We start from the raw sequence: 25,587 nt of genomic DNA, 5'->3' as shown, positions 1-25,587 counted from the left end.
CCTCGAAGTCCCGCGTGGCCGCTCAGGGAACCACCACGCCCTGCACCACCACGGGGTTGTGCACCGCGTAGTTCAGTTCGTCCGCCTGCGTCACTCCGCTCGGTGTGATCGTGTCCATGACCTTGGGCACCGTGTTCGGGTCGGCGGTGCAGAGCGGGTCCGAGCCGCCGACCGCGCACTCGCCGAAGCTGTACGCCCCCGGCGTGCTCGTGAAGGCGCGGGTCTGGTCGACGCCGTGGGTGCCGTCTTGGCCGGTGAGCGTGACGGCGAAGGCCCATCCAGCGGCCGGCGTGCCGCCCAGGGCGGTCTTGGTCACGCTGAAGGTGGTGTAGCGCGACACCTGGTTCGCGCTGACGGTCACGGTGCCGGTCGAGGCTCCGGAGGCATCCACGATCTTGCTGCCTGTGAAGCCCTGGGCTTCGACGAGGCGACTCCAGGCGGGAGACACCTGGTAGTTCATCCCGGGATAGGAGGCAGCGGCTGAGGTGGATGTCGCCCCGGGCTGCGCGACGTACACATCCACCAGCTGGGCTCCGTTGGTCGAGCCGAAGGTGGGGGTCAGGTCGGCCGTCTGCACGCGGAAGGTGACGGTCGAGCCGGTGTCGTAGACCTGGAATCTGGTGAGATCGAACGCTCCAGGGTGGAAGTCGCCGGACGTCGGATAGGCGTATGTGCCTGGGCCGTTGTCGTCGCCGGTGGGGTCGTCTGCACTGAACAGCAGGGTGCCGTTCACCACGTCGTTGACGACCGACCGCACGGTCTGGGCCGTGCCGCCGTTCGGGGCGGTGGAGGTGATGACGAGCACGTTCGTGCCGGCAGCGGACGAGATGGTCGCGGAGAAGGATCCGTTGGCGGCAGCCGTGGTGTGGCTGAGGGTGGTGGCGGAGTCGCCGTCGGTCGCAACATCCGCGATGTCGACGCTCGCGCCAGAAGCGGCGGCACCCGTGACGGTGATCGTGGCGCCGGCTGCCGTGCCGTCGGCGGGGGAGGTCACCGTGAGCGGGGTGCCGGCTTGGGTGTGGGCGACGTAGCGGTCACGGACCTGCGACGGCTGCTCGAGGCTGCGGCCGGCGGAGAGGTCGGCGGTGAGGCGGACCTGTGAAGCCGATCCCCACGTCAAGGGAGAGGCGGATCCGTCGGCCTGGCCGTTCACGAAGCCGATGGAGGCGGTCGCCGGGTCGCTGCCGTACGGCGCGCGTGGCAGGTTCGGCTGGTCCCAGACCTGCTCGGGGACGAGTCCAGGACCCGAGTTCTCTCGGTTGATCGAGGCCAGCACGGAGGAGGCGGCGCTCGCCTGCCCGATCGCGAGGAACTGCTGGGCGCGCTCCGCGGCCAGCACGGGCCACGGGTGGCCGGTGCCCACGTTGCCGTTGGTCCAGGGTGCTCCGGTGATGGTGCAGCTGGTGCCGGACCCGGCGACGCAGTCGCCGTACCCATCGCCGTTGTACCGCAGCCAGCCCGGTCCGCTGGCGGTGGGGCGCTGGATGGTCGCGTCGGTCACCGCCAACGAGTTCGCGATGACGGGGTCAGTGGCGGGGAGGATCCCGAGGCGCACATACTCGAGGAAGCCGTTGTCGACGACGGCCCGCTGGTCGAGTGTGGGGCCGCCGTTGCCGACGTTGTAGTTGATGGCGGCGTTCGGATCCCCGGTCTTGGAAAGGCGGATGAAGTACGGGGCGGGCGAGAGCGGCCCATTCGTGGTGACGCCCCATGCCGTGATCGTGCGCTGGTACTGGTCGGCGGTGGCTCGCCAGACACGGGCGCTCGCCGCGTCCCCGTGAGTGTCGGCGATACTTGCAGCGGCGACCAGACCGGCGATCTCGGCGGCGATGGTGGACGGTGAGTATCCGGTCTGCTCCTCCCAGCGCTCTACGCCGAAGCTCGGGCCGTGGCTGATGAGGAAGTTCGCTGCGGCCTTCACGTGCGGCCAAAGCGTGTTGTCGCCGGCCAGGCCGGATTGCAGGGCCATCAGGATGGGGTAGGCCGTCTCATCCAACTGGTCGTTGAAGGCGTCGGCGGCCTTCGTGCCGTCGAGCAGCGAGTTGCGTGGCTGGGAGCCGTTGGCCTGCTGGCTCTTGGTGAGCAAGTAGCGCACGGTGTCTCGTGCCGTCGCGAGGTCGCCGTCGGTGTAGAGAGCCGTCCAGGCCTCGTAGAGGTCGCGGGAGAACACTTCGCGGTAGCCGCTCGTGAACAGGTTGTTCGGGTCGTTGGCGGCGATGGACTGTCCCCACGGCGCGTCCAGGCCGGCGACGATGGCGCCGGGGAACGTCTTGTCTTCGGACGCTTTGACGACGTTCGCGGACTGATAGTAGTTCTTGATGGCCGTCAGCCGCTGACCCGGTGCGAGACCGGGTGCGGTGAGGATCGGGGGCTTGAGCGAACCGTCGTACTTCACCCAGCCGGCGAGGTAGCCGGCACTGAGCGCCGCGACCTTCGTCTTGACGGTCGCGGACGCTGTGCCCACGGCTGCGGCCTGGCTGGTTCCGAAGCCGAGCGCGATCGTGGCGCTCCCGCTGCGGTCGCGTCGGAGACCCGCGGTCTGCTCGACGTTCCCGGAGGTGGCGGTGTCCGTCACGGGAGTCAGCGAGTGGGAGGCGTCGAGCTGGCTGATCGAGTCGCTGGCCGTTCCGACGAACCCGCTGCTGACCGCCGAGAACGCCTGGTCCGCTCGAAGCGCCACGTAGGAGGGCACGGCGTAAGCGGTTCGATTGGCCTGACTCGTGGTGTTGGTGTCGAACGAAACGGGCACGGGGGTGCCGGTCGAGGTGTCGACGACCGCGGTGTCGGCCCCGCCATTCGCCGAACCACCGCCGCCGTTGCCGCCGGCGTTGGCATCCAGGCGCACGAAGAGCTGGTACTTCTTGGCGCTCGGCTTCAGAGCGTCGTACCGGGTGTGGACGACGACGCTGTCCCTGGCGGGGTCGGTGAGATACGTGGTCACGAGGCGGTAAGCGCCGCTCTTCGCCGTCGAAGTGACGGTGCACATCATGCCGGTGGGGTCGGAGGTGGCCGTGTACGTCATGTCGCGCGTTTGAAGATCGGTGAAGGTCGAGCCGTCGGTCACGAGGAACTGCATCGTCTCCACGTTCGTCGCATCGACGGTGGGAGCGTAGACGTCGCTGAGCACGCCGTTGGCGATCGTGAACCAGATCTTCGACGTGGTGTTGCGGGCGGTGCCGACGCAATCCTTCCGCGACTGGGCCTGGTGGCTGACGGCTCCCGGTGACCCGGAAGCTTCAGCGGTGGCGGATGCGCTGGTGGCGCTGAGTCCGACGGTGGCGAGGGCGAACGCCGTGACGATTGCGGGCAGAGTGAAACGACGACGAATCATTCTCGGACTCCTCCGAGCTCGCACCGATGCGCGCTCACCCTGGGGAGGCTACCCCCGTCCGGGGGCCCGAGCAATCACTCCGGAGGCCGAGCTCTCGCGGTAGAGGCTCCTGGTTGTCGCCATTGGTTCGCGCGCCGGTTTTCGTGGGCTTCCGAGACGATTTTCGATATCCGGCTGCTTCTCGTCGCCTCGGTCTTGGCCGAGGCGAGCCACTCCAGAATGGCCTTCCGCGCAGAGGGAGGGAACCGGCCCCAGTTGGCCGACGCGTCGGGGTCTGCGGTCAGAGCCACGGTCAGGTCCTGCGGCTCGCGGAGCGAGTGAGCTTCGTCCAGTGAAGTCCAGGCTCCGTTGGCCTGGGCGGCGGCGATCGCGGCTTCCCCGGCGGGTCGCATCAGGCCACGTTCTCGCAACGAGACCACGCGATCCTTGTTCAGCTTGGACCAGCCGCTAGTTCTCTTGCGGGGTGTCAGCCTCAGCATCGCGTGAGTGTCGTCTCGTTTGCGAGGTTGACTATCCACCCACCCGAAGCAGAGCGCTTCTTCCACGATGTCGTCATAGCTGATCGTGCGATCTGGTCCTTTGCGGTAGATCACCCAGATCCCGGGCGAGTTCTCACCGTGCTCGAGTAGCCAGCTCCGCAATGCGGGGCGATCCGCCATGTAGACCTGTGCGAGTTCGACCACGACGTTGTCTGCTTCGGCCCGAGTATGGCTACTCTTGGCCGGGCCGGTAGCTGCCGAAGCTCCACTCCCGGCCTCCGGGATCCAGCACCCGTGCCCGCCGGGTGCCCCATTCGGTGTCCTCGGGTGGGAACACGCTCTGGGCGCCGTGGAGAACCGCTGCGGCATGAAGTTCGTCGACTTCCGCCGGATCGACGACCAGGTAGGCGCCGACGCCGGTGGAAACGCCGACCAGAGGCGGACGAGTGTATGCCGCATCGTCGCCCGCCACCATCACGACCGCGTCACCGCGCCGCAACTCGGAGTGCACGACGCGGCCGTCGTGCTCGCTCGTGACGCGGACGGAGAAGCCCAAGGCCTGAAGCCACTCGATGACGGCACCCGGTTCCGGGTAGCTCAGATAGATCACCAAGTCGGCCATAGCAGCAGCATAGGCACCATTGGCTAGCCCGGCTAGAGAACTGAGGGGACCACTGAACAGGGGTCGGACGTGTTCTGAACCGCTCGTCGCGGCCTGGGAAATCCGGCTGGCGCGGGCCACGATGGATGTCATGTCGCTTTTTCGAACTCTCGTCCGCGTACTTCTCGGTTCGGCTCTGGTCTTCGCCGGAGTGAGCCATCTCACCTTCGCGCGTCGCGAGTTCTCCGCGCAGGTTCCGGAGTTCGTTCCGATCGACGAGGACACCACGGTCGTGCTGTCCGGCGCTGTCGAGATCGCGTTGGGGACGGCGCTGGTGGCTGCGCCATGGCGCAGGACGACGGGCTGGGTCGCCGCGGCCTTCTTCACCGCCGTCTTCCCCGGCAACGTCTCGCAGTGGCGGCATCGCCGGGATGCGTTCGGGCTCGACACCGATCGCAAGCGGCTCGTCCGTCTCGCCTTCCAGCCTCTCCTGATCGCGGCGGCGCTCTGGTCGACCTCGAGGCGCACGACCCGCTGATCGCCCCGGTCGCTGGCACCCGGCGCGTGAGGGATCGGAGCTACGGCTGCCCTCCCAGCACTACGCCCAGGGCCTCCACGACTACCGACGCGGGATCGTCGTCGTCCCTGTTCGTCGCCCACCAGAGGAGCGCTGAGAAGTTCGCCGAGCTGATCGCGTCCGAGAGGACGCGGACCTGCAGGTCGGAAACGGGCCGGCCGAGCGTACGGCCGACGAACTCGGCGAGCACATCGCGGTTCGCGCTCAGCCGCACGACTCCGAAGGCGATGAGGGCCGGGTCGGATGCCATCAACCTGAGCCGCAGCCGGGTCGCCTCCATCGACTCCTGGTCCATATCCAGCGACTCGCTGACGGCGCGGGAAATGACCTCGCGAGTGCTCTCGTCGGGGGAGGCTGCGTCGAGCACTCGGTGCATGCGTTCGACGACAGCCTCCATCCCGCCCCACACCAGATCGGGTTTGGAGGGAAAGTACCGGAACAAGGTGCGGCGGCTGATGCCCGCAAGGCCGGCGATCTCCTCCATCGTGGTGGCCTCGTATCCGTGCGACGCGAAGTGTCGCAGGGCCACGAGGGCAACCCTCTCGGGGTCGACGTCAGCGGGCCGGCCGCGGCGCGGCGCGGCCGGCGCGGCATCCGGAGAATTCACAGTCGTCATTATGACACTCAGTGTTATAAACGGTGGCGACGCCCGATCGAGCGCCGACGATGTCATCGATAAGGAGTACAGCACCATGAGCAGCAATGGAACCGGACGCTTCGCCGGGAAGACCGCAATCGTGACCGGGGCCGGCTCCGGAATCGGCAAGGCCACCGCACTCCGCCTCGCACGGGAAGGCGCGCGCGTCATCGCGAGTGACATCTCAGCCGAGCGGCTGACAGGGCTCACGGAGGAGAACCCCGACCTCGACATCGCGACCGTCGCGGGCGACATCTCCACCGAGGAGGCCATCGCCGCGGTCCTCGACGCTGCCGGGGGCCGGGTGGATGCTCTCGCCAACGTCGCCGGAATCATGGACGGTTTCCTCCCGGCCGCAGAGGTGGACGACGCCACGTGGGATCGGGTGTTCCTCGTGAACGTGACCGCGATCATGCGACTCACTCGCGCGGTCCTCCCTCTCATGGTGGAGGCGGGCAGCGGCTCCATCGTCAACGTGTCCTCCGAGGCAGGTCTACGCGGCTCGGCCGCGGGCGCTGCCTACACCGCCTCCAAGCACGCCGTCATCGGCCTCACCAAGAGCACGAGCGTCTTCTATGCGCCGAACGGTGTGCGCACCAACGCCGTGGCACCGGGAGGGGTCGTCACCAACGTGGACGGCACGTTCAAATCCCAGCTCGCCGGCGAGCGCCTCGGGCCGATCATGCAGACCAACGTCGGCTCGGTCGCCCAGCCCGAGCAGCTGGCGGCGGCGATCACCTGGCTCCTCAGCGACGACTCCGCCAACATCTCCGGCGTCGTCCTGGCCTCCGACGGCGGGTGGTCCGCGATCTGACCGGGGGTCGATCCGGGACGGTCAGACCGTACCGCGCTGCTTCCCGGTGGTCGACTGCGCGGCGTGGCGTCGCTGGTTCACGCGCTGCACGAGGAGGGTCGCCACCCCGCCGACGGTGATAGCGGCCAGGTTGATGACCAGCTGGATGAGCGCACCGACGGCCTGTTCGGTGGCCCCGTAGGCGAGAGCGACGGCGGCGTTCGCGGCGGCGGGAATCGTCGTCACCGAGATCAGCACTCCGATGAGTGCGCCCGACTTCGCGGTCGACAGGGACAGGAGGCCGGCGATGCCGGCGAGGAAACCGATCACCCAGCTGAGCACGTTCGGTCTCCAGATGAAATCCGTCAGAGGCCGGGAACGCAGCAGGTCGGCCGGTGACATCAGGTGGAGAGCGGTGAGCGCGAACGTGAACAGGATGGTGATCACGATGGCGACCGCGAATCCGACGGCGAGAGCGACGAGGGATTGGGTGATCATCCGACCCCGCCGCCTCACGAGGCCGACGGAGAGCGCAGCGAGCGGACCGAAGTCCGGGCCGACGACCATCGCGCCGACGATGAGAATGGGCTCGTCGAAGACCACGCCGATCGCGGCGATCATGGTGGCGACGGACATGAACGTCAGGAAGGTCGGCGAGAGGCCCGTCTCTTCATGAGTGCGCTGCTCGATCTCCTGCCACACCACCGCGTCCGCGGCATGTCCCGGGGCGGCGCGGCTCGCGCGCTTGGCCGCATCCGAGATCTCGATGCCGATGTCGTCGACGGAGATCGAACCCTCATGCTGCACGCCGAGCTGCTGAAGCTGGTCGAGCAGCGTACCTGATCCTTCGCGGGCGACATCGCACAGCACCAGATCGCCGGCGGGGCGGACGGAGGCCTTCGGGATGCGGACGATATTGGTCGTCGCGACGTTGTCCTGGAGGGTCGTGAGCACCTGGTCGACGAGGTGGGCGGGGGCGATGATTCGCAGATGCTGCACGTGATCAGTGTCACCGTAACCGCGTCTCGTCTGCGGCGATCGGGGGCGTGTCGGTGAACGCGGCCGCCGATCAGGCGAGGAGGGAGCCGTCGATGTGCGCTCGTACCGTAGGGTGTGACCGTGAGTGACGAGAGGGCGGATGCGGCCCAGTTCCTCGGCATCCTCAACACCGAGTACTTCGTGTTGCAGGGTGCATCGAATGCGTCGATCAGCGAGTCCAGCAGCCGGTCGTCGCTCTACCTCGTGACGCTGTCGAGCGCCCTCGTTTCCCTGGGCTTCGTCTCGGGTGCGTCGCCCGACCTGTTCCTGCCCTTCGCCGCGGCTGCGCTGACGACCGTGTTCGTGCTCGGCTGGTTCACCATCGCCCGTCTCATCGACACGGCGATCGAGAACCTCCGGGCGCTGCGCGCGATGGCGCGCATTCGCCGGTACTACGCCGGCGTACACCCTGCCGCGCCCCCGTTCTTCGTCTCGGCCGGGGATGATGCCTCCGATGCTTACGAGATGCTCGGCATGCGATCGTCGCGGCGGTGGGTCGTGGGAACGATGGCGAGCATGGTCGGCGCGGTGAATGCGGTCGTCGGCGGGTCCGGCGTCGCGATCTTCATCGGCGCCGCGGGTGCCGGGACGGCGGTCTCCTTCGCGGTGGGTGCTCTCGTGGGCGCCCCCCTCTTCGCCGTCTCCGCCGCACTGCAGATCCAGAGGTTCAAACGCGCGTTCCCGTCGGGGTGAGGCTAGTCCTCCCGGGTGTCGTCCGGCGCGAAGGAGAGCGTGCGGGCCACGACATCGGCCGCGACCTCCCGCACGCTGCGGCCTGCGGCGAACGCGTGGGCGCGCAACATCAGCAAGGCATCGTCCGGGTTGACCCGCATCTGCGCGATGATCATGCCGGTGGCTTGATGGACCTCGCGCCGGGAGAACCCCGAATGGTCGGTCGCGTCGTCCTCGGATGAGGGGAGCTGACTGATGGCCCGCCGCACGACCTGAGTCGCGACGATGTCCGCAAGAGTCGACGCCTGCGCAATCGACCGGGGGGAGAGCGCTGCAGGAGTGGTGGCGTACAGATCCACTGCACCCACATCCAACCGCCCCACCACGAGCGGGAACGCGTACACGGACTTCACGCCGGAGTCCTTGAGGGACTCGCCGAGTTCCGGCCACGCCGACCTGCTGGCGTCATCCAGGTCGGCCGCGAATACCGGTTTCCGTGTCGAAAGGGCGTCCCAGCAGGGGCCGATCCCGTAGTCGATCTGCAGCTCATCGAGCCGCGCCGCCCGCGGGTCGCTTGCGCACACCGTCTCTGACCCGAATGGCGACCCCAGCGTCGATACGGCGGCGTGCTCGACGGGGAGCGCGTCCACGAAGGGAGTGCAGAGACTGGATCGGGCATCGAGTGCTCGCGATAACGCGCGCACAGCATTGGTGAAGGCGCGCTCAGACATGATCCGCCAACGAGAGAATCGAGAGCGATGAAGGGGAGATGATGTCCTCCTGACCCGGCGCCGGCGGCAGATCCACCGTTGCTCGAGCGGCCTAGGTCCAGGACAGCTCGGACTGACAGTACCAGGGGAGGCAGGGGCGGGCCTGGGAATGCACGCGTGGGTGCCGACCGCTGACGTGCTTATTGCGCGGTGGCCAGGGCATCATCCTTGGCGCCCTCGGCGGGCTCGGGGAGTAGTCGGAGGCCACCTGCGTGGCCGGCGCAGACCGTCAAGACTTCGAGCCACTCCCGGTTCAGCGGAGGCAGCACCGGACTCGAGTATGCGAAGTCCAACGGTAGCGAGGCGCTCAACCACACGACGTGAAGTGTCCCGTCCGAGTCGTGCACACTCAGCAGGAAACCCTCGCGGCGCCTCAACTTCCCCGTGATCACGAACTGCAGGTGCGCCAGTTCCCGATCGGAGAGTTCAACACGCGTGCTACCGCCGGCGTAGATCAGTGTGCCCATGACAACCCCACTGGATCGGGGCGAGGTCTGGGCCCGAGAAAACCGAGCGTAGCCGAAAACGGGGTCTGCACAGGATTTTTTGCCAAACTGGATGCAGAGCCCAGGGATTCCTGGCTCCCGGACGAGACGCGCCGTACCCGGTCTGCACGACGACGCCCCTTGGAGGGTTGTCCGTCATGTTCGAGCAGACCGTTCAGATCGCCGGATCCGTCTTAGTTCTTGCCGCCTTCATCGCGGGTCAGCGTGGATGGCTGGACCCGAAGTCGCGCCCCTACCTGCTCCTGAACCTGGTGGGTTCGGGTGTGTTGGCGGCGCAGGCCGCTGTCACTATGCAGTGGGGGTTCCTCCTGCTCGAAGGCGTGTGGGCTGTCGTTTCACTGGTCGGGGTGGCGACGCCCCGACGCAGGCTCGACCCCGGTGTCGAAGGGGTGCTCGACGATGTGGCGCGCGACCTCTGAGAGACGGGTGCGGGTGTCGCGGGCACGGGCGCGGATGAGCTGGAAGGCGGTGTCCATGTCCACGTTCTGGGTGTGGGCGATCACGCCTTTGGCTTGTTCGATGATGACCCTGCTGTCGAGCGCATGCTGCAGCTGGGTGCGGGCGATGTTGGATTCACGCAGCGAGCGTTCGTGCAGGATGCCGATTGTCGCTCCATCCGCCAGCGCACGCGCGGTGACCGCGTCGTCCTCCGAGAAACCGCCGGTGCGGTCGCGGAACAGGTTGAGCGACCCGATGGTCTCCTTCCGCAGCCGTAGCGGGATGGCGTGCATCGACGCATAGCCGGATTCTGCGGCAGCGATGGCGAAGGACGGCCAGCGGGCGTAGCTGCCGGCGATGTCGTCCACCGTGACGAGGACGCCCGTTCGGTACGCGTCGACACAGGGTCCCTCGTCCTCGCCGAGCTGGAGCAACCCGATGAGATGGCTGCGCTCGCTGCTGGAGGCCGCGACCTCGAGCTCACCGGCCGAGTTGGGAAGAAGGATGCCGGCATCGGTTGCGTCGAGCAGGGAGGAGCACAGTTCGACGACGGTGTGGAGGAGGTCCACTACGTCGTAGTCGTCGACCATCGTGTCGGCGAGGGTGACGAACGCTTCGGCGAGTTGCCGCTCCTTGCTCTGGGCCCTCATGAACCCACCTTAGTCGCGGTCCGTGATGTCGTTCAGGCGGACTTCTTCTTGCGGGCGTTGCGTCGGACGAAACCGAAGATCACGGTTCCGACGAAGAGGATGATCCCGATGACGGCCAGCCAGAGCAGGCCTTTGATCGCGAAGCCGACGACGGCCAGGATCGCCCACGCGACCAAAAGGATAACGATTACTGTCAGCATTCTCGTCACGGTACCCGCGTATGGGCGAGGGAACGATGGGTGGCGGAGGTCCGGCTCTGGATTCACGGGTAGCGCGGAACTTCACGCGCGTACGCTGGTGGAAAGCGGCGGCCCTGACCTTGACGCCATGAGCAACAGATCGGGCGTCGCCATGTCTGAGGTCTCTGTCAGCCAGCCGAAACCGCCGCCACCACCGCCGGCCGGTGGCGAGTACACGGCACTCGCCGCGGTCATCCGCGACTCCGGCCTGCTACGACGCCGGTACGGGTACTACTGGAGCAAGCTGGTCCTGGTCCCGTTGGTCACCGCCGCAGCAGTGCTCCTCTTCGTGCTGATCGGCGACAGCTGGTGGCAGATCCTCACGGCGGCTGCCTTCGCGTTCCTGTTCACGCAGATCGCCTTCCTGGGGCACGATGCCGCGCACCGGCAGATCTTCCGCTCAGGCCGGTGGAATGACTGGGTCAGCTTGGTCATCGGAGACCTTTTCGTCGGGATGAGCTACGGCTGGTGGCAGCACAAGCACACCCGGCATCATGCCAATCCGAACCAGGAGGGCGCCGACCCGGACATCGACCTGCCGGTCATCGCGTTCACCCCCCGCCAAGCAGCAGAGCGACCCGCCACGCTTCGGTGGCTGATGAGCCACCAGGGCTGGTTCTTCTTTCCCATCCTGCTGCTGGAGGGCGTCTCGTTGCACGCCTCGAGCGTGAGGCGGGTGTTCGCCCGGGAGCCCGTGAAGCGCAGGCCGGTGGAGATCGCGTTCCTGGCGGTCCGCATCGTCGGCTATCTCGCCCTGGTCTTCCTGGTGCTGTCCCCGGGCAAGGCCGCTGTGTTCTTGGCGGTGCAGCTCGGGCTGTTCGGTTTCTACATGGGGATGTCGTTCGCCCCGAACCACAAGGGGATGCCGCTGGTGCCGCACGATGTGAAGCTCGACTTCCTTCGGCGGCAGGTGCTGATGAGCCGCAACATTCGAGGCAACCGTGTGCTGGACTTCATGATGGGCGGCCTGAACTACCAGATCGAACACCACCTGTTCCCGTCGATGCCGCGGCCACACCTGCGGCGCGCGGCCCCGACCATCCGCGCGTTCTGCGAAGACCACGGCGTGCCGTACACCCAGACCGGACTCCTACGCTCGTACGCCATCGTCACCCGCCACATCAACCGCGTCGGGCTGGGTGACAAAGATCCCTTCAGCTGTCCACTGCTCGAGTTGCGGCAGACCCCGGCCCTGCCGGTGCCGCCGCCGAGGCCTAGAGCCGGTTCAATCCGATGATCGCGCGCGCACAACCCGCCCGGGTCACAACCGTCCGGTCTCCTCGTTGTAACGCGCCAGGAGGCTCGCGAAGGTGTCGATGTCGGTCTGGGACCACCGCTGGAGTCTCTGGGTCAGGGCGTCATTGAGGGAAGCTGCGACGCTCCCCAACAGGCGGTCGCCCTCATCCGTCAGGTTCAGGGCCATCCCGCGAGCAGGGCCGCTGCCTGCTGGGCTCAGGGCGATCAGCCCGTCGTCGCTCAGGGCAGCAAGCTGTCGAGAGACAGTGGAGCGGTTGAGATGGAAATGAGCCGCGATGTCGACTGCGCGACACCCCGGGTTCGATTCGATGAATGCGAGGAGGGAGCGGTCGACCTCCGACAGGGAGTGGTTTTCGCGGCGGATGAGCGCCGTGCCTCGGCGCGCCATCGTCGTGAGCTCGTGCTGCACGCGGGAGATCGAAGTGCCTCGCTCGGGGGAATTCACGGCAGCAGTGTACCCGTACTTGAGTTGCATAGCGCAACATAATCCCGTATGTTGCATGAGGCAACTTCCCGAGAGGACTCCCGCAACAGCATGTCCACGCATCGCATCACCCCCGTCCCGTCGACGATCGCACGGCCCCGGTTCTGGCCCGCCGCCGGCTTCTGGAAGGCGTTCGGCTCGCACCTCCTGATCCCGCTCTTCCTCGCCGCCGGAATGGCCCTCGCCTACTTGGGGGCGTTCCACGCCCCCCAGCCGCACGACATCCCGGTCGCGATCGTTGGCGAAGCTCCCGCAACGGACGTGTTCGCGCAGGGGCTGAACGATAAGGCTCCAGCCGAGCTCGACGTCACGACCGTGTCCTCGGCCGCAGAGGCGAAGCGACGGCTGACCGACCACACGTTGGCGGCGGCGTACGAGGTGGCCGCGGATCACGCGACGATCTACGTGTCAACGGCATCATCCGAGACGGAGTCGTCCGCGGCTGAGAAGCTCTTCTTGCCGATCGCCTATGAGCAGCACCTCCCCGTGACCATCGACGACATCCGACCGGTTCCGGCAGACGACGGTACCGGCCAGGGGTTGTTCTTCTTGATGGTCGCGCTCAGCGTCGGCGGCTACTCCAGCGCTATCGCCCTGGCCGCGGTGACCGCCAAGCTCGGGATCGGTTGGCGCATCGCTCTCTCGGCCGCCGTGGCGCTCGTCGTCGCGGGGATCGGCTGCCTCGTCGCCGGACCGATGTTCCATGTCCTGAACGGCAACGAGTGGAGCATCTGGCTGCTCGCCGCGCTGTACACGTTCGGAATCGTGGTGATCGGCGTCGGGCTGCACCCTTTCCTCGGACGGTGGACCACTCCAGCCCTGACGCTGCTGTTCGTGATGCTCAACGTCACCAGTAGCGGCGGCATCTTTCCTCAGGACCTCCAGCCCTCGTTCTTCGCCGGCCTGAACACGTTCTGGGACGGTGCCGCCTGGCTCGACGCGGCGCGAGCACTCACCTATTTCCCGGGTCAGGTATTCGGATTCGATGGGCTGAAGCTGGCGCTGTGGGCTACCGCGGGCCTCGCACTCATCGGTGTGTCCCATCTGCTCACCGTGCGCCGGCGGCGGGCGGCCAACGACACCATGGCCGCGACCCCGGCCGAGGAAGCGGCTGTCGTCGCCGCGTGACGGTGCTCTAACCCCGGGGTCACGGCGCCACGGAGAAGCTGGCTCTGCCGGACGCCTACGCCTGCAGCGACGCGATCTCAGCGCGAGCCGCGGCGACCAGGTCTGCATTGGTATGGGCGTGACCGGCCAGCCCCCATCCGCCTTCGATCGCCTCGGTGAGGAGTACCCACGTGCGGTCGGCCAGGGTCGAGTCCCCGGCGGCCGCGGCCACGAGCGCGGTGAACTGCTCCACGACGGCGAGCTGCTTGTCCCGGTCAAGGGCGCCGGCGTTGGTGAGCACCTGCACGCGGACGTAGCTCGACTCGCCGTCGACGTTCGAGAGGTCCCCCTCGGGGAGCTCGTGGACGAAAGCGGCTGTGTTCCGCCGGAACAGGGGGATGTTCGGCACCTGCTCGATCCCCATCAGAGTCTCGGCGAGGGTCTGGGCGAGGGTGTGCTTGTCTGCGAAGGTTCCCGTCGTCGCGTACACATCGATCATCGGCATGGTGTCTTCTCCCGGAGAGTGGATTCGGATGCGACCAGTGTTCTGTATGACGGCCGTCATAGTCAAGGATCGCCCTATAATCGCTGCGGAAACGAGGAGGCGCCATGGATCAGGGCCCCAAGCGCCGCATGGTCGAGGGGGCTGCGCGGCTGCTGGCCGAGCGCGGCCTCCAGGAGACCAGCTTCTCCGAGGTGCTCGCGCTGACCGGCGCCCCTCGGGGATCGATCTACTACCACTTCCCCGAGGGCAAGTCGCAGCTCGTGTCGCAGGCCCTCGAGTTTGCCGCCGAGGGGGTGCTCGAGCGCCTCGAGGCACTTCGTGGACTTCCCGCGGACGAGGTCGCTGCCGCCTTCTTCGGAATGTGGCGGCAGCTGCTCGTGCAGGGCGGCTTCCGGATCGGGTGCTCGGCCGCTGCGGTCACCGTTGCGACCGACTCGTCCGATCTCCTCGCCTCTGCCGCCACGGTGTTCCGCGCCTGGACCGGCCTGCTCGCCGACCTGCTCGTAGCTGGCGGGGTTCCGGAGGAGGCCGGCAGCGCGACGGCGACCCTGCTCCTCTCGGCGACCGAGGGGGCCGTCATCCTCAGCCGTGCTCAGGAGGACATCGAGCCGTTCGATCTGGCGGCGCGTGCCCTCGAGTCGTACGTCCGCGGGCTCATCCGCGGATCACGTGGCCTTCGGGACGGCTCTCTTGCGTCCGGCCACCTCCGTGGGGAGGCCGCGGGAGAGTAGGAGCGAGAGCAGGGTGATCGCGATCAGGCCGAAGAACGCGACTCCGAGCGACGACAGCTGGGCATCCGTATAGATGGACGCCAGCTCGGCCGCCTCATCGCTGGTGAGACCGTTCTCCGTGCCGATCGTGGTGACGGTCGCGGCCGGGACGATCGCGACGCCGCCCTGGGTCCGCTCGCTGATCGTCGCCTTGACCTCGTCGGGCAGCGTGCTGGCGGCGACCCCACCGGCGAACGATGTCGTCAGCGCGCCGATCAGGATGGAGCCGATCAGCGCCGTGCCGAGCGACGAACCGAGATTCTGGAAAACGCCCTGAAGGCCGCCGACCTCGCTCGTCTGCTTCTCGGAGACGCTCGACATGTTGACAGCCCCGAGTTGCGAGGCGAGAAGACCGAGAGCGGCACCGGCCAGGAACATGCCCACTCCGAACAGGACGGACTGCAGGTCGGGCGACACGGCGGCGAGGAGGAGGATGGCGCTGCCGACGAGGATCCATTGGCCGACGACCACGATCCGTCGGGGCGACCAGATAGCCGAGAGCCGGGTCCCCACGATGGAGAAGAGGATGAGAGAGATCGAGAGCGGGAAGACCCGGATTCCCGTCTGGAGCGCATCCAGTCCGAGCGTCATCTGCAGGTACACCGGGACCATGAAGAACAGCCCGGCCGTTACCGCGTATTGGGCCCCGAGCACGCTGAGGCCGCTGCGCAGCCGACGGATCTCGAAGAGCGCCACATGCACCAGCGGCGGACGCCCCCTGTCGACCAGCAGGCGTTGCCGCCTGACGAATCCCCACAGGAGGACACCGCCCAGCAGGATCAGCCAGGCGCTGAGGGAGATTCCGAGCGGCGCGATCGGGACGCCGTTGATTTCCGGGGAGGCGAGGGGAGTGATCCACCCCCAGGTCTTGCTCTGCAGCATCCCGAGCACGACCGCGGTCAGGCCGGCGGCCGAGAGGAGCACGCTCCAGAGGTCGATCCGCTCGGCCCGGCGCCCGGCGTGATCGCCGATGGCGCGGGCGAGGAGCACCACGACCGCCATGATGACGACCTCGGCGACGAAGACGTAGCGCCAGCTGAAATACGTGGTGACGAATCCGCCGATCAACGGGCCCGCTGCCACGGCGGCCCCCGAGACGGCGCCGATGATCGCGAATGCCGTGATGCGGTCGTGCGCCGTGTAGTTGTCTGCCACGAGAGCGGCGATCGCCGGGATCACCAGTACCGCACCAAGACCCTCGACGACCGACCAGCCCAGGAAGAGGACCACGATGTTCGGCGCAAGGGCGGTCGTCAGCGACCCGAGCGCATAGACGATCGAACCGATCACGAACGCGCGACGGCGCCCCCACAGGTCGCCGAGCTTCGCGCCGAGGAGCATGACGGAGGCCATCGTCAGCGTGTAGAACGTGATGGCGGCCTGCATTGCTGAGACCGTCGTGTCGAGGTCCGCGACAACGGTGGAGATGGACACGTTCATGACGGTTCCATCGAGCACCATCACGAATTGGGCGGCGCCGAGGATGATGACGACCGACCACTTCTTCATGCCAGCTCCGCTTCCATAGCGTCGTGTCTTTTGGCCAACGGCCGGCAGTGAGCCGGTGTCCGCCAGTATTGTCCCCGGCCGGCAACGGGGGCAATGACGTTCGCACATCAGGTGCTCGTGCCCCTTACGTGGAGCGGGACATGGCTGCTAACGTCGCCCCCAAATCCGGCAAAGGCGCTGAGGACACGATTGTCGATCCGTCAGGAGTCGAACGTGAACATCCGGATGCATCCCCGAACCATCGCCGCCCTGGCGGCCGCCCTCGTCGGCGCCGCCCTGATCGTCGGCGCTCCGGCAATGGCGAGCGCCGCGCCACTTCCCTATCAGGATCCGGGCGGGAGCGTCGCAACGCGGGTGGCCGACCTCCTCAGCAGGATGACACTCGACGAGAAGATCGGCCAGATGACGCTGATCGAGCGCCGCTGGCTGTCGGATGAGGGACTCGCGAGCGGCATGATCGGGGCAGGATTCTCGGCCGGCACCTCGGCACCCGCGAGCAATACGGTGGCCGGCTGGGAGAACATGTACGACGGCTTCCAGAAGGCCGCCCTGCGCAATCGTCTCGGCATCCCGATGCTCTACGCGATGGATGCCGTGCACGGCGCGGGCAACGTCTACGGCGCGACCATCTTCCCGCACAACATCGGACTCGGTGCGACGCATGACCCGGCGCTCGTCCAGCGCATCGGCCACGCCGTCGCACAGGAGGTGAGTGCCCTCGGCATCGATATGAACTTCGCCCCGACGGTCGCAGTTGTCCGGAACGACCGCTGGGGTCGCACGTACGAGTCGTTCGGCGAGGATCCGGCGCTCGTCTCCTCGATGACGACCATGGTGACAGGCGAGCAAGGCTCGTCGCTGTCGGCGCCGGACTCCATCCTGGCGTTGACCAAGCACTACGTCGGCGACGGCGGGACGACCGGCGGCGACGACCGGGGGAACACCCAACTGAGCGAGGCCGCACTGCGGGCTATTCATCTGCCTCCCTTCCGCGAAGCAGTGCGCCGCGGGGTGTCGGCGGTGATGGTGAGCTATTCGAGCTGGAACGGCTCGCTGCTGCACGGTGACAAGTACCTGCTGACCGACGTGCTGAAGAAGGAGCTCGGCTTCTCTGGCATCCTCGTCTCCGACTACGGCGGCGTGGACTATCTGGACGGCGACAAGAGCACCCTGTCGGCCTACGACGTGCGCACCGCCGTCAACGCGGGAATCGATCTCGTCATGGTCCCCGACGAGTACTCGCACTTCCACGCCGAACTCGTGGCGGAGGTCCACGCCGGCCGTGTGTCGCGGGCGCGCATCGACGACGCCGTCTCGCGCATCCTGACCAAGAAGTTCCAGAAGGGGCTGTTCGAGCACCCCTTCGCCGATCGATCCCTCGCGAGCCAGGTCGGGTCGGCCGCGCACCGAGCGCTGGCGCGGCAGGCCGTCGCCGAGTCGACGGTCGTGCTCAAGAACGACCGAGGACTCCTTCCGCTGCCGCGGAGCGCGAGCAAGGTCTTCGTCGCGGGCAGCGGCGCCGACGACATCGGCCGGCAGTCCGGTGGCTGGACGATGGGATGGCAGGGCTCGCTCGGTCCCATTGAGCCAGGAACGACGATCCTGGGCGGCATCCGGGCTGCGGTCGCTCCCAGTACCACGGTCACGTATTCGCCCGACGGGTCCGGAATCGACGACAGCTATCACGATGCCGTGGTCGTGGTCGGCGAGAAACCGTACGCGGAGTACGAGGGCGACGACACCGGCGACATGCGCCTGAGCGCGTCGGATCGCGCGCTCATCGATCGCGTCTCTGCATCCGGCGTCCCGTAACGCTCGTGCTGCTCAGCGGACGCCCGCTCGACATCGACGAGCAACTCGGATCCGTCCGCGCCGTGGTCGAGGCGTGGCTGCCGGGCACCGAAGGCGCGGGGGTCGCGGACATCCTGTACGGCGGCGTCCCTGCGACCGGCGCACTGCCGGTCACGTGGATGCACGACGCCGGCCAGCAGCCGATCAACGCGGGTGATGGCCAGAACGCCCTCTTCTCGGCGGGCTATGGACTCCATCCCACGACCGGCCAGTCCGCGTACGACACGATCGGCGCCGTCTACTACGACGATCAGCGCGGGACGTCGACCGAGAACTGCGAAGACACGGCGTGCGGGCGTGCCCTGGCCCACCTCGCCGACGGCGACTTCGCCGGCTGGTTCGACGTGGACTTCGGAGAAACGGCCGCCACGTCGGTCTCGATCCGGCTCGCATCGGGGGCGACCGCGACCGGGACGATCGAGGTGCGCACGGGATCACCCGCCGGTCCGGTGCTCGCCCGGATTCCGGTCACCTCGACCGGAGGGTGGCAGAACTGGGTGACCAGGACCGCCGGGCTGGCACTCCCGGCGACTGGTACCGACCGCGTGTATCTGCGGTTCGTGGGGGCGGGGACCGGCACGGCGAACGAATTCGTCAATGTCAACTGGCTGGTGTTCTCGCGCTGACGGCGCCCGCTTCAGTCGACCGGGTCTGCTGCCCGCCGCGCCTGCAGTTCGAGGCCCGCCAGCAGCAGATCCAGTCCCGCACGGAACTGGTCGCGGTCGTCATGGACGGCGAATTCGTCGACGATGTGGTGGATGAAGGGGTACTTCGCGGGCTCGAGCGCGCGCCATTGCTCGGTCGCCTGAGCGAGATACTGCTTCTGGTCGAGTTCGCCCGAGATGACAGCGTCCGGCAGTTCCTGGCCCATGTCGGCGGCCGTGCCGATCACGAAGCCGACCACCGCCGAGGCGGCGTAGAAGGACTGCTGCGGGGTGAGGCCGAGGCGCATGACCTCTTCGCCGATGCGCTCGTAGAGCTGCAGTGAGTGGATCTGCCGTCCGGTGTCGCGCATCGCGTACACGCCGAGCCACGGGCGGTCGACGATGGCGTCGAAGAGCGTGCGGGCGATGGTGCGCAGATCAGCGATGGGATCCTCGGACGCCACATCGGCAACGGCCTCCAGCACGCCGGCGAGCACAGAGTCGGCCGCGAGGTCGAGGAGTTCATCCCGCCCCGACACGTACCAGTACACGCTCGCCGCCCCGCCGCCCAGCCGGGAGGCGAGGGCGCGGATGGTGAGCCCCTGCGCGCCGGACTCGTCGAGGATCGCCACCGCCTCGGCCAGAACGGACTCGAGCGAGTGGGACGCCCGCGGGCGCTTCTGCGGCGCGCGGCCGCGTGCGGGCGGTTCAGCCTCTCGCCGTGGACTGCTCATGTCACCCATCCCATCACAGGAGAAGCCTGGCTTGCGGATTATCGAACACTGTTCTATCCTATCGAACGATGTTCGAGACTCGAACACTGTTCGATAGAGGAGTGGCCATGAGCACAGAAACCCTTACCCGGCCCCGCAGCTACAGCTCCATGAAGGCGGCGTGGATGCCCCTCGCTGCGCTCTGCCTCGCGTTCTTCGTCGAGATGGTCGACAACACGCTGCTGTCCGTCGCGCTCCCGACGATCGGCCGGAGCCTGGGAGGGGACACGACCTCCCTGCAGTGGATCACGGGCGCGTACTCGCTCACGTTCGGCGGACTGCTGCTGACCGCCGGGTCGATCGCCGACCGCTTCGGTCGCCGCCGGGTGCTGCAGGTCGGGCTGGGGTTGTTCGGTCTGCTGAGCCTGGGCGTGCTGCTGGTCACCACCACGGGCGAGCTCATCGCGCTGCGTGCCCTGCTCGGTGTGGCCGCCGCGGCGATGGCGCCGATCACCAACTCCCTCGTGTTCCGCTTGTTCGACGACGACCGGCTGCGGATGCGCGCGATCACCCTGATGATGGTGGTCGGCATGTCGGGCTTCGTCCTCGGGCCGCTCCTCGCCGGCACCGTGCTTGCGCACCTCTCCTGGCAGTGGTTGCTGCTCGTCAACGCGCCGATCGCCCTCATCGCCTGCATCGGCGTCCACTTCGGGGTCGCGCCGGACACGGCCGAGGGCCTCACGAAGGACCGGCTCGACGTCCCCGGTGCCCTCCTCAGCATCGCGACGATCGGCCTCGCCTGCTACACCCTGACCAGTGGAGTGCAGAACGGATGGCTGTCCTCCGTCACCATCGCGGTCGCCTTCGGGGCCGTGGCGTCGCTGGTCCTGTTCATCGTGCGCGAGCGGCGAGCGGCAGCGCCGATGCTCGACCTCGCCTTGTTCCGGCGCGGCACCGTCCGGGGAGCTGCCATCGCTCAGATCGGTACCTCCCTCGCGATGGCCGGCGTCATGTTCGCTCTGGTGCTGCACTTCCAGTACGCGTGGGGGTGGACGCCGTTGGTCGCGGGCCTTGCAAACCTCCCGATCATCCTGACGATGATCTTCGCGACCCCACTCACCGAGTGGCTTGTGCGTCGCTTCGGGCACCGGATGGCGTGCTTCGTGGGTGCCCTCCTGCTCGCAGCGGGCCTCGGCATGATGGCGTGGAGCGTGCAGCAGAATTACCTGGCGATCGCGCTCTCCATGATCGTGATGACGATCGGCCTGCGCACCGTCATGACGATCTGCGCGGTCGCGCTCGTCGGGGCGATGCCCGAAAACCGGACGTCCATGGGCGCTGCGATGAACGACGCGGCTCAAGAGGTCGGTACGAGCATCGGCACCGCTGTCGTCGGAACGCTCATCGCCGTGCTGGTGACCACCACGCTGCCGAACGGCACGTGGAGCCACACGCTGGTCGCGTCGTTCTTCGACGGCGAGCAGCTGACCTTCGGCATCCTCGCGGTGGCTGTGGGGCTGATCGCGGGCTTCGGCGCCCTCTCGCTGACGAACTCGCGGTCCGTCGAGGAGCACGCCGCCGCGGAGTCCCAGACGCTCGCCTGAGGGGGAGCCGTCCCGCCGGATTACGGGCAACACGACTGCCCGATTCGCGGAGCGGATTCGACTGCTAAGTTCCCGTCCATGGACGAGCCGGACCAGTTGCTGCCCCAGAAGGCGGCCATGTATCTGGGTATCCCTGAGTTGGCTCTGCACCAGCTGATCGCCGAGGGGAAGATCCGTACAGTGTTCTTCCGCGGCGTCGTGCGCGTCCCGGTCTACGAACTCGAGCGCTACCGGGAAGCCACCTCCGTCGCCTGACCCTCCCTCGCCGACACGGTGACGGCGGACGAAGCGCTCAGCCCGAAAGCTGACGATACGGCGCGCGTCGGACTCCTACCGGTCAGCGCGATCCTGCCGAGAGTGTCCCGGGGGCCGAACGTCAGGAGAACCATGTCGCCGCTGTCGATGCCGTCCCGTGCAGGTGGCCGCTCCACCGCGGATCTCGAAGAGCTGGTGAAGCGGCTGGATGCGGCGCGCACGCCGGAAGAGAACCGGGCGGCGGTGAAAGCCCTGCTGGACGCGGATCCTGCCCACGGCTACCCGGTGACTCCCCGCGGACGGCGATGGCGCGGCTCCTCCGCCACCGGCGCGGAAGTCGTCCCGCGGATGGTGTCCGAGGCGCTTCGTCGCATGGAGACGCCCGCGTATGTCCAGGGCCGGCTGATGGACGTGCTCGAGGCGAACGCTCTCGCCGGCGCGGTCACCCCGTATTTCCGGACGGGCTCGAACCTCATCCTCTCCGTCTTCCTCGGTGTGGCCGTCGCGGACCGGGCCAGCGATTGGGAGGACGTCACCCGGGCGATGGTGCAGCACCTGCTGGACAGGGCCGAGCGCGAACCGGCGGACGACGCCCTCCATGCATTGGTCGGGGAGCTCGCCGTGCGCAGCCCGCGGTTCCGTGCGCTGTGGGCGACCGAGAAGCCGTCGCCACAGGTGTCCAGCGTCGGCGAGTGGAACCATCCTGTCGCCGGGCAGCTGCGGCTCACGCGCGAGAAGACGGCCATCGAGGGCACGGACGGAATGATGCTGGTGACGTACCGGGCCGAGCCGGGCAGCGTCACCGAGGTCGCGCTGGAGCTGCTGCGAGCGCTGCCGGCTCCTCTCGAGTGAGATCCCGGCGTCGGATGACCTAACGCTCGAGTCCGCGCTCTGCCAGCACCGATCTCGCCGCACGCAGCCCCGAGTGCAGCGCACCCTGGATCGACGGCGACTCCGTGTGGTCGCCTGCGAGATGCAGACCTGGACCGATACGGGCAGGGGACCGCCGACGCATCGGCGGTGGCAGCGCAGGAAGAGCGTGCGGGATGTCATCGCGCCGGAGCAGTTGCCACGACTCAGCGGGCCGGCCGTACAACCGGACAAGCTGGGCGCGCACGTCACTCTCGTGTGCCGCATGCCCTGGGGCCAACAGGCAGGTCGCCTGCACGAGGTGTCGCCCTGGGGGCGCTGCCTCGGGGATCGTGGCCGAGATCGCCAGTGCGTTGACGATCGGACCGTCGCGCGCGGCGTCGAGCGTCAGGAGGGCGGACGCCGGGGCCTCTTCGGCCGCGAACCACCACGTCTGCAATCCCCTGGTCGCGGGGGCGGGCACATCCACCAGGCCGTCGAGGCCCTCGGCGCCCACTGCCACCACGACGTCCTGTGCGTCCAGCGTTGCTTCGCCGGACGCATCCACCTCCCAGCGACCGTCCCGTCGCCTGAGCCGGATCACCGGGCGGTTGAGCCGGACGTCGGCTCCTGCCGCACGAGCGCGCGCGGCGAGTGCGTTCGGGAGGGCGGCGATGCCGGCTCGGGGTAGTCCGGCAGCTGCGGGAAGGAACGACCGCGCGAGGAGCCGCACGTACGTGTCGGAGGTCGACTCCGACGCGTCAGCGAGAACCCCCGAGAAGAAGGGCGACAGAACGTCGGTGCGCAACGGACCGGTGAGACCCGCCTCGTCCCAGGCCTGGCGGATTGCGCGGTCGGGCCGAGCCACGGCAGCGCGCGGCCGGAGGACCATCGGCCCGAGCCACCGGACGAGCCCGGCGAGGTCCCGTGGCGTCACGAATCGGCTGGCGAGCGTCGCCGGAAGCAGACGCGGGTGCCGAAGGGGGTGCGCGAGGGTTGCCGTCGAACCGTCCGCGCGGCGCACGCGGACGGCGGTCGGGAACGCCGCGACGGAGAGACCGCCGACATCGACCGCTGCGCGGACGGCCGGATAGCCGGTGTTCAGGACGTGGAATCCACGGTCCAGGGTGAAGCCGTCGACTCGGTCGGTCTGCTGGCGTCCGCCGACGCGATCCGCGGCCTCGAGGATGACCACGTCGCGGCCGTGAGCGGCCAGCTCGGCGGCGCACCGCAGACCCGCCAGCCCCGCGCCGATCACGACCACATCATGCGACTGCATGAGCCGATTGTAGGAGCGGAACATCAGCACGCCCCCGAGTGGTCGTGTCTCTCGAGGACGTTGCCCTATCGCTCGTCGGCGGCTTCACCGCCCCCCGTTTGCCGGGACAGGTGCCGCTCGCGCATCGCGAGGAACAGGGGGAACGCGAACGCGAGGGCCACGAGCGGGATGAGCAGGATGTAGATCCAGACCCGCCGCATCCCGATACGGCGCGACTCGACGACCATGAAGACGATGGCGGCCACCGCTGCGACGAGGATGTCGATGGTGAGGGAGGTCACGGCCGGCCCGCTTCCCGTCCAGTCGCCGAGGTAGTCGCGATGCGCGAGGACGGCCGAGATGTTGAAGGCCCAGGTGCCGACCAGGCCGATCAGGGCGAGCACGATGTACGCGATCGCGCGACCGTTCCAGCGCGGGTTCACGAGCGCGCCTCCGCGGTGCTGGCGGACCGGCGGACGGTCGCCAGCACGGCGAGTCCGGAGACGATCCCTGCGATCCCGAGCGCCCATCCGCCCCAGAGGAACGCCCCGGAGGGTCGCACGATCGACTGCCCGGCAAGTGCTTGGAACGTGAGCAGAGCGACCGTCGCCCCGTATACCGCGGTGGCCACGATCACGAGCCGTAACCGCACCCGGTCGTCGGCGAGCGGCCCCCAGTGCCTCCCCGCCCAGCCGAGCAGGATCGCGAACAGCGGCAGCAGCTGCAGCGCGTGCATCCCGACGAAGTGCGGGATGCGCAGGTCGCCCCCGACTGTGCTCCAGCCGAGGATCGGGAGGCCGGGGCCGCCGTCAGCCAGCCCGACCGTGTGTGCTCCCGCGATGCCCTGGAAGTCGTGGAGCTGCTGCGGCGTCGGTCCGGTCATCAGGTAGGCGAGCCCCATCCCGACCAGCGCGATCACGCCGCCGGCTCGTACCGCGAACGTCGTCGACCGTGTCGGGAGGCGCAGGAAGAACACGGCGATCGTCGTCAGCAGCGTGCACACGTAGAGCACGGTGATGGAGACCGCCATCGTCGCCCAGATGCCCTGGGCCAGCGGGGTGGAGACGTTGAAGTGGCTCGTCGTGCCCGCCGCGGCGGCGGCGAGGATCAGCGCCTGCTCGACGATCAGAGCGACGGCGATGATCGTCCCGATGATGTGCGCGGGCCGGCGGAAGCGGGGGAGATGTGCGATCAGCCACGCCCAGGTGACGCTGTAGATCAGGATGGACAACGAGAATTTGAGTGGCTTGGCCCAGACCTCCAGGCCGGTGACCTGGCGGGGATCGACCAGGAGGCCGACCAGGCAGACGACGCTGCTGACGAGCATGAGCCCGGCGACCGTCTTCAGCGGACGGTGCCAGGCGAAGACGGACTTCATGGGGTGCTTCTCTCAGTCGTGACGACGGCCTGCGCCATACGGCGGAGCCCGAGGGCGAGCGTGTCCCCGAGCACGGTGCCGACCACGACGAGTTCGGTCATGCGCGCGGGGTCCGGGAGGACGCCGACCGTGGCGAGGTCGGCTTCGGCCTGCAGCCGGGCGGCGGCCGCATAGCTATCGAGGTACTCATCGGGGAGGGGGAACCCGGCGTTGTCGAAGGCGTCGATCACCTGGGCGGCGATCCCGCGGCCGATGTTGTCGCCGCAGTCGGCCCAGCCCGCGCGGCCGGCCAGGTCGTCCACGCGCTCCAGCGCCGGTTCGCTGGGTGGTGCGACGTCGGGAACGGCCGAGCGCGAGACCGCCTGCTGCGCCGCGTCGAAGGCGTGGGCGACAGGTGCACCTGGCTCGTCCAGCGCCTCCAGCACCGTCTTCACCGCCGCGACCGAGAGCTTGCCCACCTCGAGCATGGCCCGGATGAGCTTCAGTCGCCGCGCGTGCTCCTCCCCGTAGAGGGTCCGGTTGCCGCCGACCCGCTCGCCTGCGGGCAGCAGGCCTTCACGCACGTAGTACTTGATCGTCGCGGCGGGTGTTCCCGCGCGTTCGGACAGTTCGGAGATGAGCACGTGCCGATAGTAGCACTACCGATAGCGAGACTACCAGTGGATGTTCCGT

At 68.1% G+C, this 25,587-nt stretch carries 28 protein-coding genes, 1 pseudogene and 1 riboswitch; of the genes and pseudogenes, 12 read left to right on the top strand and 17 right to left on the bottom strand.

What is annotated here, in order from left to right:
• Positions 1–22: 22 nt before the first annotated feature.
• The 3 genes from P3F85_RS13965 to P3F85_RS13955 form a co-directional block, all read right to left on the bottom strand.
• Positions 23–3,331 (bottom strand): glucodextranase DOMON-like domain-containing protein, encoded by a 3,309-nt coding sequence (locus P3F85_RS13965; RefSeq protein ID WP_374008423.1) that lies wholly within the window; start codon positions 3,329–3,331, stop codon positions 23–25.
• Between the two features lie 74 nt (positions 3,332–3,405).
• Positions 3,406–4,014, bottom strand: coding sequence for a YdeI family protein (locus P3F85_RS13960; RefSeq protein WP_374008421.1), 609 nt, complete (start codon positions 4,012–4,014; stop codon positions 3,406–3,408).
• Between the two features lie 28 nt (positions 4,015–4,042).
• Positions 4,043–4,432 carry a VOC family protein gene (locus tag P3F85_RS13955; protein ID WP_374008419.1) on the bottom strand — a complete coding sequence of 130 codons (390 nt, stop codon included), beginning with the start codon at positions 4,430–4,432 and terminating at the stop codon, positions 4,043–4,045.
• A 130-nt stretch (positions 4,433–4,562) separates the two neighbouring features.
• Between P3F85_RS13955 and P3F85_RS13950 the strand changes: the two genes are divergently transcribed.
• On the top strand, positions 4,563–4,949 hold the full coding sequence (locus P3F85_RS13950) for a MauE/DoxX family redox-associated membrane protein (protein ID WP_374008417.1): 387 nt from the start codon (positions 4,563–4,565) through the stop codon (positions 4,947–4,949).
• A gap of 40 nt (positions 4,950–4,989) precedes the next feature.
• On the opposite strand, the gene P3F85_RS13945 is transcribed toward P3F85_RS13950, so the two are convergent.
• A complete protein-coding gene (locus P3F85_RS13945) occupies positions 4,990–5,604 on the bottom strand; it encodes a TetR family transcriptional regulator (protein ID WP_374008415.1) in 615 nt (204 codons plus the stop codon).
• A gap of 76 nt (positions 5,605–5,680) precedes the next feature.
• Between P3F85_RS13945 and P3F85_RS13940 the strand changes: the two genes are divergently transcribed.
• Entirely contained in the window at positions 5,681–6,439 is a 759-nt protein-coding gene (locus P3F85_RS13940; protein ID WP_374008413.1) for an SDR family NAD(P)-dependent oxidoreductase, read from the top strand.
• Between the two features lie 21 nt (positions 6,440–6,460).
• Here the strand turns inward: P3F85_RS13940 and P3F85_RS13935 are convergent, their stop codons facing one another.
• A complete protein-coding gene (locus tag P3F85_RS13935; RefSeq protein ID WP_374008411.1) occupies positions 6,461–7,417 on the bottom strand; it encodes a DUF389 domain-containing protein in 957 nt (318 codons plus the stop codon).
• A gap of 120 nt (positions 7,418–7,537) precedes the next feature.
• On the opposite strand from P3F85_RS13935, the gene P3F85_RS13930 reads away from it, so the two are divergent.
• On the top strand, positions 7,538–8,149 hold the full coding sequence (locus tag P3F85_RS13930; RefSeq protein ID WP_374008409.1) for a hypothetical protein: 612 nt from the start codon (positions 7,538–7,540) through the stop codon (positions 8,147–8,149).
• Between the two features lie 2 nt (positions 8,150–8,151).
• On the opposite strand, the gene P3F85_RS13925 is transcribed toward P3F85_RS13930, so the two are convergent.
• Together P3F85_RS13925 and P3F85_RS13920 are read right to left on the bottom strand one after the other, a co-directional pair.
• Positions 8,152–8,859 carry a GAF and ANTAR domain-containing protein gene (locus tag P3F85_RS13925; RefSeq protein WP_374008407.1) on the bottom strand — a complete coding sequence of 236 codons (708 nt, stop codon included), beginning with the start codon at positions 8,857–8,859 and terminating at the stop codon, positions 8,152–8,154.
• A 179-nt stretch (positions 8,860–9,038) separates the two neighbouring features.
• A complete protein-coding gene (locus P3F85_RS13920) occupies positions 9,039–9,365 on the bottom strand; it encodes a hypothetical protein (protein ID WP_374008405.1) in 327 nt (108 codons plus the stop codon).
• Positions 9,366–9,460: 95 nt separating this feature from the next.
• Positions 9,461–9,524, top strand: a riboswitch (guanidine-III (ykkC-III) riboswitch).
• Positions 9,525–9,541: 17 nt separating this feature from the next.
• On the opposite strand from P3F85_RS13920, the gene P3F85_RS13915 reads away from it, so the two are divergent.
• A complete protein-coding gene (locus P3F85_RS13915) occupies positions 9,542–9,823 on the top strand; it encodes a hypothetical protein (protein WP_374008403.1) in 282 nt (93 codons plus the stop codon).
• On the opposite strand, the gene P3F85_RS13910 is transcribed toward P3F85_RS13915, so the two are convergent.
• Complete coding sequence (locus tag P3F85_RS13910) at positions 9,740–10,492, bottom strand: GAF and ANTAR domain-containing protein (protein WP_374008401.1); 753 nt, start codon at positions 10,490–10,492, stop codon at positions 9,740–9,742. The genes P3F85_RS13915 and P3F85_RS13910 overlap by 84 nt on opposite strands.
• A gap of 32 nt (positions 10,493–10,524) precedes the next feature.
• Positions 10,525–10,692: a hypothetical protein gene (locus tag P3F85_RS13905; RefSeq protein WP_374008399.1), complete on the bottom strand. Its 168-nt coding sequence runs from the start codon at positions 10,690–10,692 to the stop codon at positions 10,525–10,527.
• A gap of 151 nt (positions 10,693–10,843) precedes the next feature.
• Between P3F85_RS13905 and P3F85_RS13900 the strand changes: the two genes are divergently transcribed.
• A complete protein-coding gene (locus P3F85_RS13900; protein WP_374010943.1) occupies positions 10,844–11,968 on the top strand; it encodes a fatty acid desaturase in 1,125 nt (374 codons plus the stop codon).
• 24 nt (positions 11,969–11,992) lie between these two features.
• Here the strand turns inward: P3F85_RS13900 and P3F85_RS13895 are convergent, their stop codons facing one another.
• The gene (locus P3F85_RS13895; protein ID WP_374008398.1) at positions 11,993–12,433 is read right to left on the bottom strand and encodes a MarR family winged helix-turn-helix transcriptional regulator; all 441 of its coding nucleotides are present in this window, start codon (positions 12,431–12,433) and stop codon (positions 11,993–11,995) included.
• Positions 12,434–12,523: 90 nt separating this feature from the next.
• Between P3F85_RS13895 and P3F85_RS13890 the strand changes: the two genes are divergently transcribed.
• Complete coding sequence (locus P3F85_RS13890) at positions 12,524–13,600, top strand: hypothetical protein (RefSeq protein ID WP_374008396.1); 1,077 nt, start codon at positions 12,524–12,526, stop codon at positions 13,598–13,600.
• 55 nt (positions 13,601–13,655) lie between these two features.
• Here the strand turns inward: P3F85_RS13890 and P3F85_RS13885 are convergent, their stop codons facing one another.
• A complete protein-coding gene (locus P3F85_RS13885) occupies positions 13,656–14,084 on the bottom strand; it encodes a hypothetical protein (protein ID WP_374008394.1) in 429 nt (142 codons plus the stop codon).
• 104 nt (positions 14,085–14,188) lie between these two features.
• Between P3F85_RS13885 and P3F85_RS13880 the strand changes: the two genes are divergently transcribed.
• On the top strand, positions 14,189–14,815 hold the full coding sequence (locus tag P3F85_RS13880) for a TetR/AcrR family transcriptional regulator (RefSeq protein WP_374008392.1): 627 nt from the start codon (positions 14,189–14,191) through the stop codon (positions 14,813–14,815).
• Here P3F85_RS13880 and P3F85_RS13875 read toward each other — a convergent pair.
• A complete protein-coding gene (locus P3F85_RS13875; RefSeq protein WP_374008391.1) occupies positions 14,750–16,363 on the bottom strand; it encodes an MFS transporter in 1,614 nt (537 codons plus the stop codon). The genes P3F85_RS13880 and P3F85_RS13875 overlap by 66 nt on opposite strands.
• Positions 16,364–16,456: 93 nt before the next feature.
• Between P3F85_RS13875 and P3F85_RS13870 the strand changes: the two are divergent.
• Together P3F85_RS13870 and P3F85_RS13865 are read left to right on the top strand one after the other, a co-directional pair.
• Positions 16,457–18,348, top strand: a pseudogene (locus tag P3F85_RS13870) (glycoside hydrolase family 3 protein); the annotation flags it as partial.
• Positions 18,334–18,840, top strand: a complete 507-nt coding sequence (locus P3F85_RS13865) for a carbohydrate-binding protein (RefSeq protein WP_374010942.1) — start codon at positions 18,334–18,336, stop codon at positions 18,838–18,840. The pseudogene P3F85_RS13870 and the gene P3F85_RS13865, both read left to right, overlap by 15 nt.
• Before the next feature lie 11 nt (positions 18,841–18,851).
• On the opposite strand, the gene P3F85_RS13860 is transcribed toward P3F85_RS13865, so the two are convergent.
• Entirely contained in the window at positions 18,852–19,592 is a 741-nt protein-coding gene (locus P3F85_RS13860; protein WP_374008390.1) for a TetR/AcrR family transcriptional regulator, read from the bottom strand.
• 107 nt (positions 19,593–19,699) lie between these two features.
• On the opposite strand from P3F85_RS13860, the gene P3F85_RS13855 reads away from it, so the two are divergent.
• From P3F85_RS13855 to P3F85_RS13845, 3 genes are all read left to right on the top strand, one after another.
• The gene (locus P3F85_RS13855; RefSeq protein WP_374008389.1) at positions 19,700–21,175 is read left to right on the top strand and encodes an MFS transporter; all 1,476 of its coding nucleotides are present in this window, start codon (positions 19,700–19,702) and stop codon (positions 21,173–21,175) included.
• 78 nt (positions 21,176–21,253) lie between these two features.
• Complete coding sequence (locus P3F85_RS13850) at positions 21,254–21,430, top strand: hypothetical protein (RefSeq protein ID WP_374008387.1); 177 nt, start codon at positions 21,254–21,256, stop codon at positions 21,428–21,430.
• Positions 21,431–21,562: 132 nt separating this feature from the next.
• The gene (locus P3F85_RS13845; RefSeq protein WP_374008385.1) at positions 21,563–22,282 is read left to right on the top strand and encodes a hypothetical protein; all 720 of its coding nucleotides are present in this window, start codon (positions 21,563–21,565) and stop codon (positions 22,280–22,282) included.
• A gap of 19 nt (positions 22,283–22,301) precedes the next feature.
• On the opposite strand, the gene P3F85_RS13840 is transcribed toward P3F85_RS13845, so the two are convergent.
• The 4 genes from P3F85_RS13840 to P3F85_RS13825 form a co-directional block, all read right to left on the bottom strand.
• Positions 22,302–23,558: an FAD-dependent oxidoreductase gene (locus tag P3F85_RS13840; protein WP_374008383.1), complete on the bottom strand. Its 1,257-nt coding sequence runs from the start codon at positions 23,556–23,558 to the stop codon at positions 22,302–22,304.
• A 65-nt stretch (positions 23,559–23,623) separates the two neighbouring features.
• Complete coding sequence (locus P3F85_RS13835) at positions 23,624–23,980, bottom strand: DUF2834 domain-containing protein (RefSeq protein WP_374008381.1); 357 nt, start codon at positions 23,978–23,980, stop codon at positions 23,624–23,626.
• Positions 23,977–24,915, bottom strand: a complete 939-nt coding sequence (locus P3F85_RS13830) for a hypothetical protein (RefSeq protein ID WP_374008380.1) — start codon at positions 24,913–24,915, stop codon at positions 23,977–23,979. The genes P3F85_RS13835 and P3F85_RS13830 overlap by 4 nt, the downstream gene beginning before the upstream one ends.
• Complete coding sequence (locus tag P3F85_RS13825; RefSeq protein ID WP_374008378.1) at positions 24,912–25,538, bottom strand: MerR family transcriptional regulator; 627 nt, start codon at positions 25,536–25,538, stop codon at positions 24,912–24,914. Before P3F85_RS13825 ends, P3F85_RS13830 begins: the two co-directional genes overlap by 4 nt.
• Positions 25,539–25,587 lie beyond the last annotated feature (49 nt).

This window comes from Leifsonia sp. T36S-04 (assembly GCF_042465655.1).
GTDB lineage: Bacteria > Actinomycetota > Actinomycetes > Actinomycetales > Microbacteriaceae > Leifsonia.
The sequence above is the reverse complement of the archived record's forward strand: the minus strand, read 5'-3'. Positions and strand labels throughout refer to the sequence as shown.

Excerpts from the sequence above, each read along its gene's own strand:
- P3F85_RS13965 (WP_374008423.1), bottom strand. The coding sequence starts at position 3,331 with ATGATTCGTCGTCGTTTCACTCTGCCCGCAATCGTCACGGCGTTCGCC.
- P3F85_RS13955 (WP_374008419.1), bottom strand. The coding sequence starts at position 4,432 with ATGGCCGACTTGGTGATCTATCTGAGCTACCCGGAACCGGGTGCCGTC.
- P3F85_RS13950 (WP_374008417.1), top strand. The coding sequence starts at position 4,563 with ATGTCGCTTTTTCGAACTCTCGTCCGCGTACTTCTCGGTTCGGCTCTG.
- P3F85_RS13945 (WP_374008415.1), bottom strand. The coding sequence starts at position 5,604 with ATGACGACTGTGAATTCTCCGGATGCCGCGCCGGCCGCGCCGCGCCGC.
- P3F85_RS13940 (WP_374008413.1), top strand. The coding sequence starts at position 5,681 with ATGAGCAGCAATGGAACCGGACGCTTCGCCGGGAAGACCGCAATCGTG.
- P3F85_RS13925 (WP_374008407.1), bottom strand. The coding sequence starts at position 8,859 with ATGTCTGAGCGCGCCTTCACCAATGCTGTGCGCGCGTTATCGCGAGCA.
- P3F85_RS13920 (WP_374008405.1), bottom strand. The coding sequence starts at position 9,365 with ATGGGCACACTGATCTACGCCGGCGGTAGCACGCGTGTTGAACTCTCC.
- P3F85_RS13915 (WP_374008403.1), top strand. The coding sequence starts at position 9,542 with ATGTTCGAGCAGACCGTTCAGATCGCCGGATCCGTCTTAGTTCTTGCC.
- P3F85_RS13910 (WP_374008401.1), bottom strand. The coding sequence starts at position 10,492 with ATGAGGGCCCAGAGCAAGGAGCGGCAACTCGCCGAAGCGTTCGTCACC.
- P3F85_RS13905 (WP_374008399.1), bottom strand. The coding sequence starts at position 10,692 with ATGCTGACAGTAATCGTTATCCTTTTGGTCGCGTGGGCGATCCTGGCC.
- P3F85_RS13900 (WP_374010943.1), top strand. The coding sequence starts at position 10,844 with ATGTCTGAGGTCTCTGTCAGCCAGCCGAAACCGCCGCCACCACCGCCG.
- P3F85_RS13890 (WP_374008396.1), top strand. The coding sequence starts at position 12,524 with ATGTCCACGCATCGCATCACCCCCGTCCCGTCGACGATCGCACGGCCC.
- P3F85_RS13885 (WP_374008394.1), bottom strand. The coding sequence starts at position 14,084 with ATGCCGATGATCGATGTGTACGCGACGACGGGAACCTTCGCAGACAAG.
- P3F85_RS13880 (WP_374008392.1), top strand. The coding sequence starts at position 14,189 with ATGGATCAGGGCCCCAAGCGCCGCATGGTCGAGGGGGCTGCGCGGCTG.
- P3F85_RS13875 (WP_374008391.1), bottom strand. The coding sequence starts at position 16,363 with ATGAAGAAGTGGTCGGTCGTCATCATCCTCGGCGCCGCCCAATTCGTG.
- P3F85_RS13865 (WP_374010942.1), top strand. The coding sequence starts at position 18,334 with ATGCACGACGCCGGCCAGCAGCCGATCAACGCGGGTGATGGCCAGAAC.
- P3F85_RS13860 (WP_374008390.1), bottom strand. The coding sequence starts at position 19,592 with ATGAGCAGTCCACGGCGAGAGGCTGAACCGCCCGCACGCGGCCGCGCG.
- P3F85_RS13855 (WP_374008389.1), top strand. The coding sequence starts at position 19,700 with ATGAGCACAGAAACCCTTACCCGGCCCCGCAGCTACAGCTCCATGAAG.
- P3F85_RS13850 (WP_374008387.1), top strand. The coding sequence starts at position 21,254 with ATGGACGAGCCGGACCAGTTGCTGCCCCAGAAGGCGGCCATGTATCTG.
- P3F85_RS13845 (WP_374008385.1), top strand. The coding sequence starts at position 21,563 with ATGTCGCCGCTGTCGATGCCGTCCCGTGCAGGTGGCCGCTCCACCGCG.
- P3F85_RS13840 (WP_374008383.1), bottom strand. The coding sequence starts at position 23,558 with ATGCAGTCGCATGATGTGGTCGTGATCGGCGCGGGGCTGGCGGGTCTG.
- P3F85_RS13830 (WP_374008380.1), bottom strand. The coding sequence starts at position 24,915 with ATGAAGTCCGTCTTCGCCTGGCACCGTCCGCTGAAGACGGTCGCCGGG.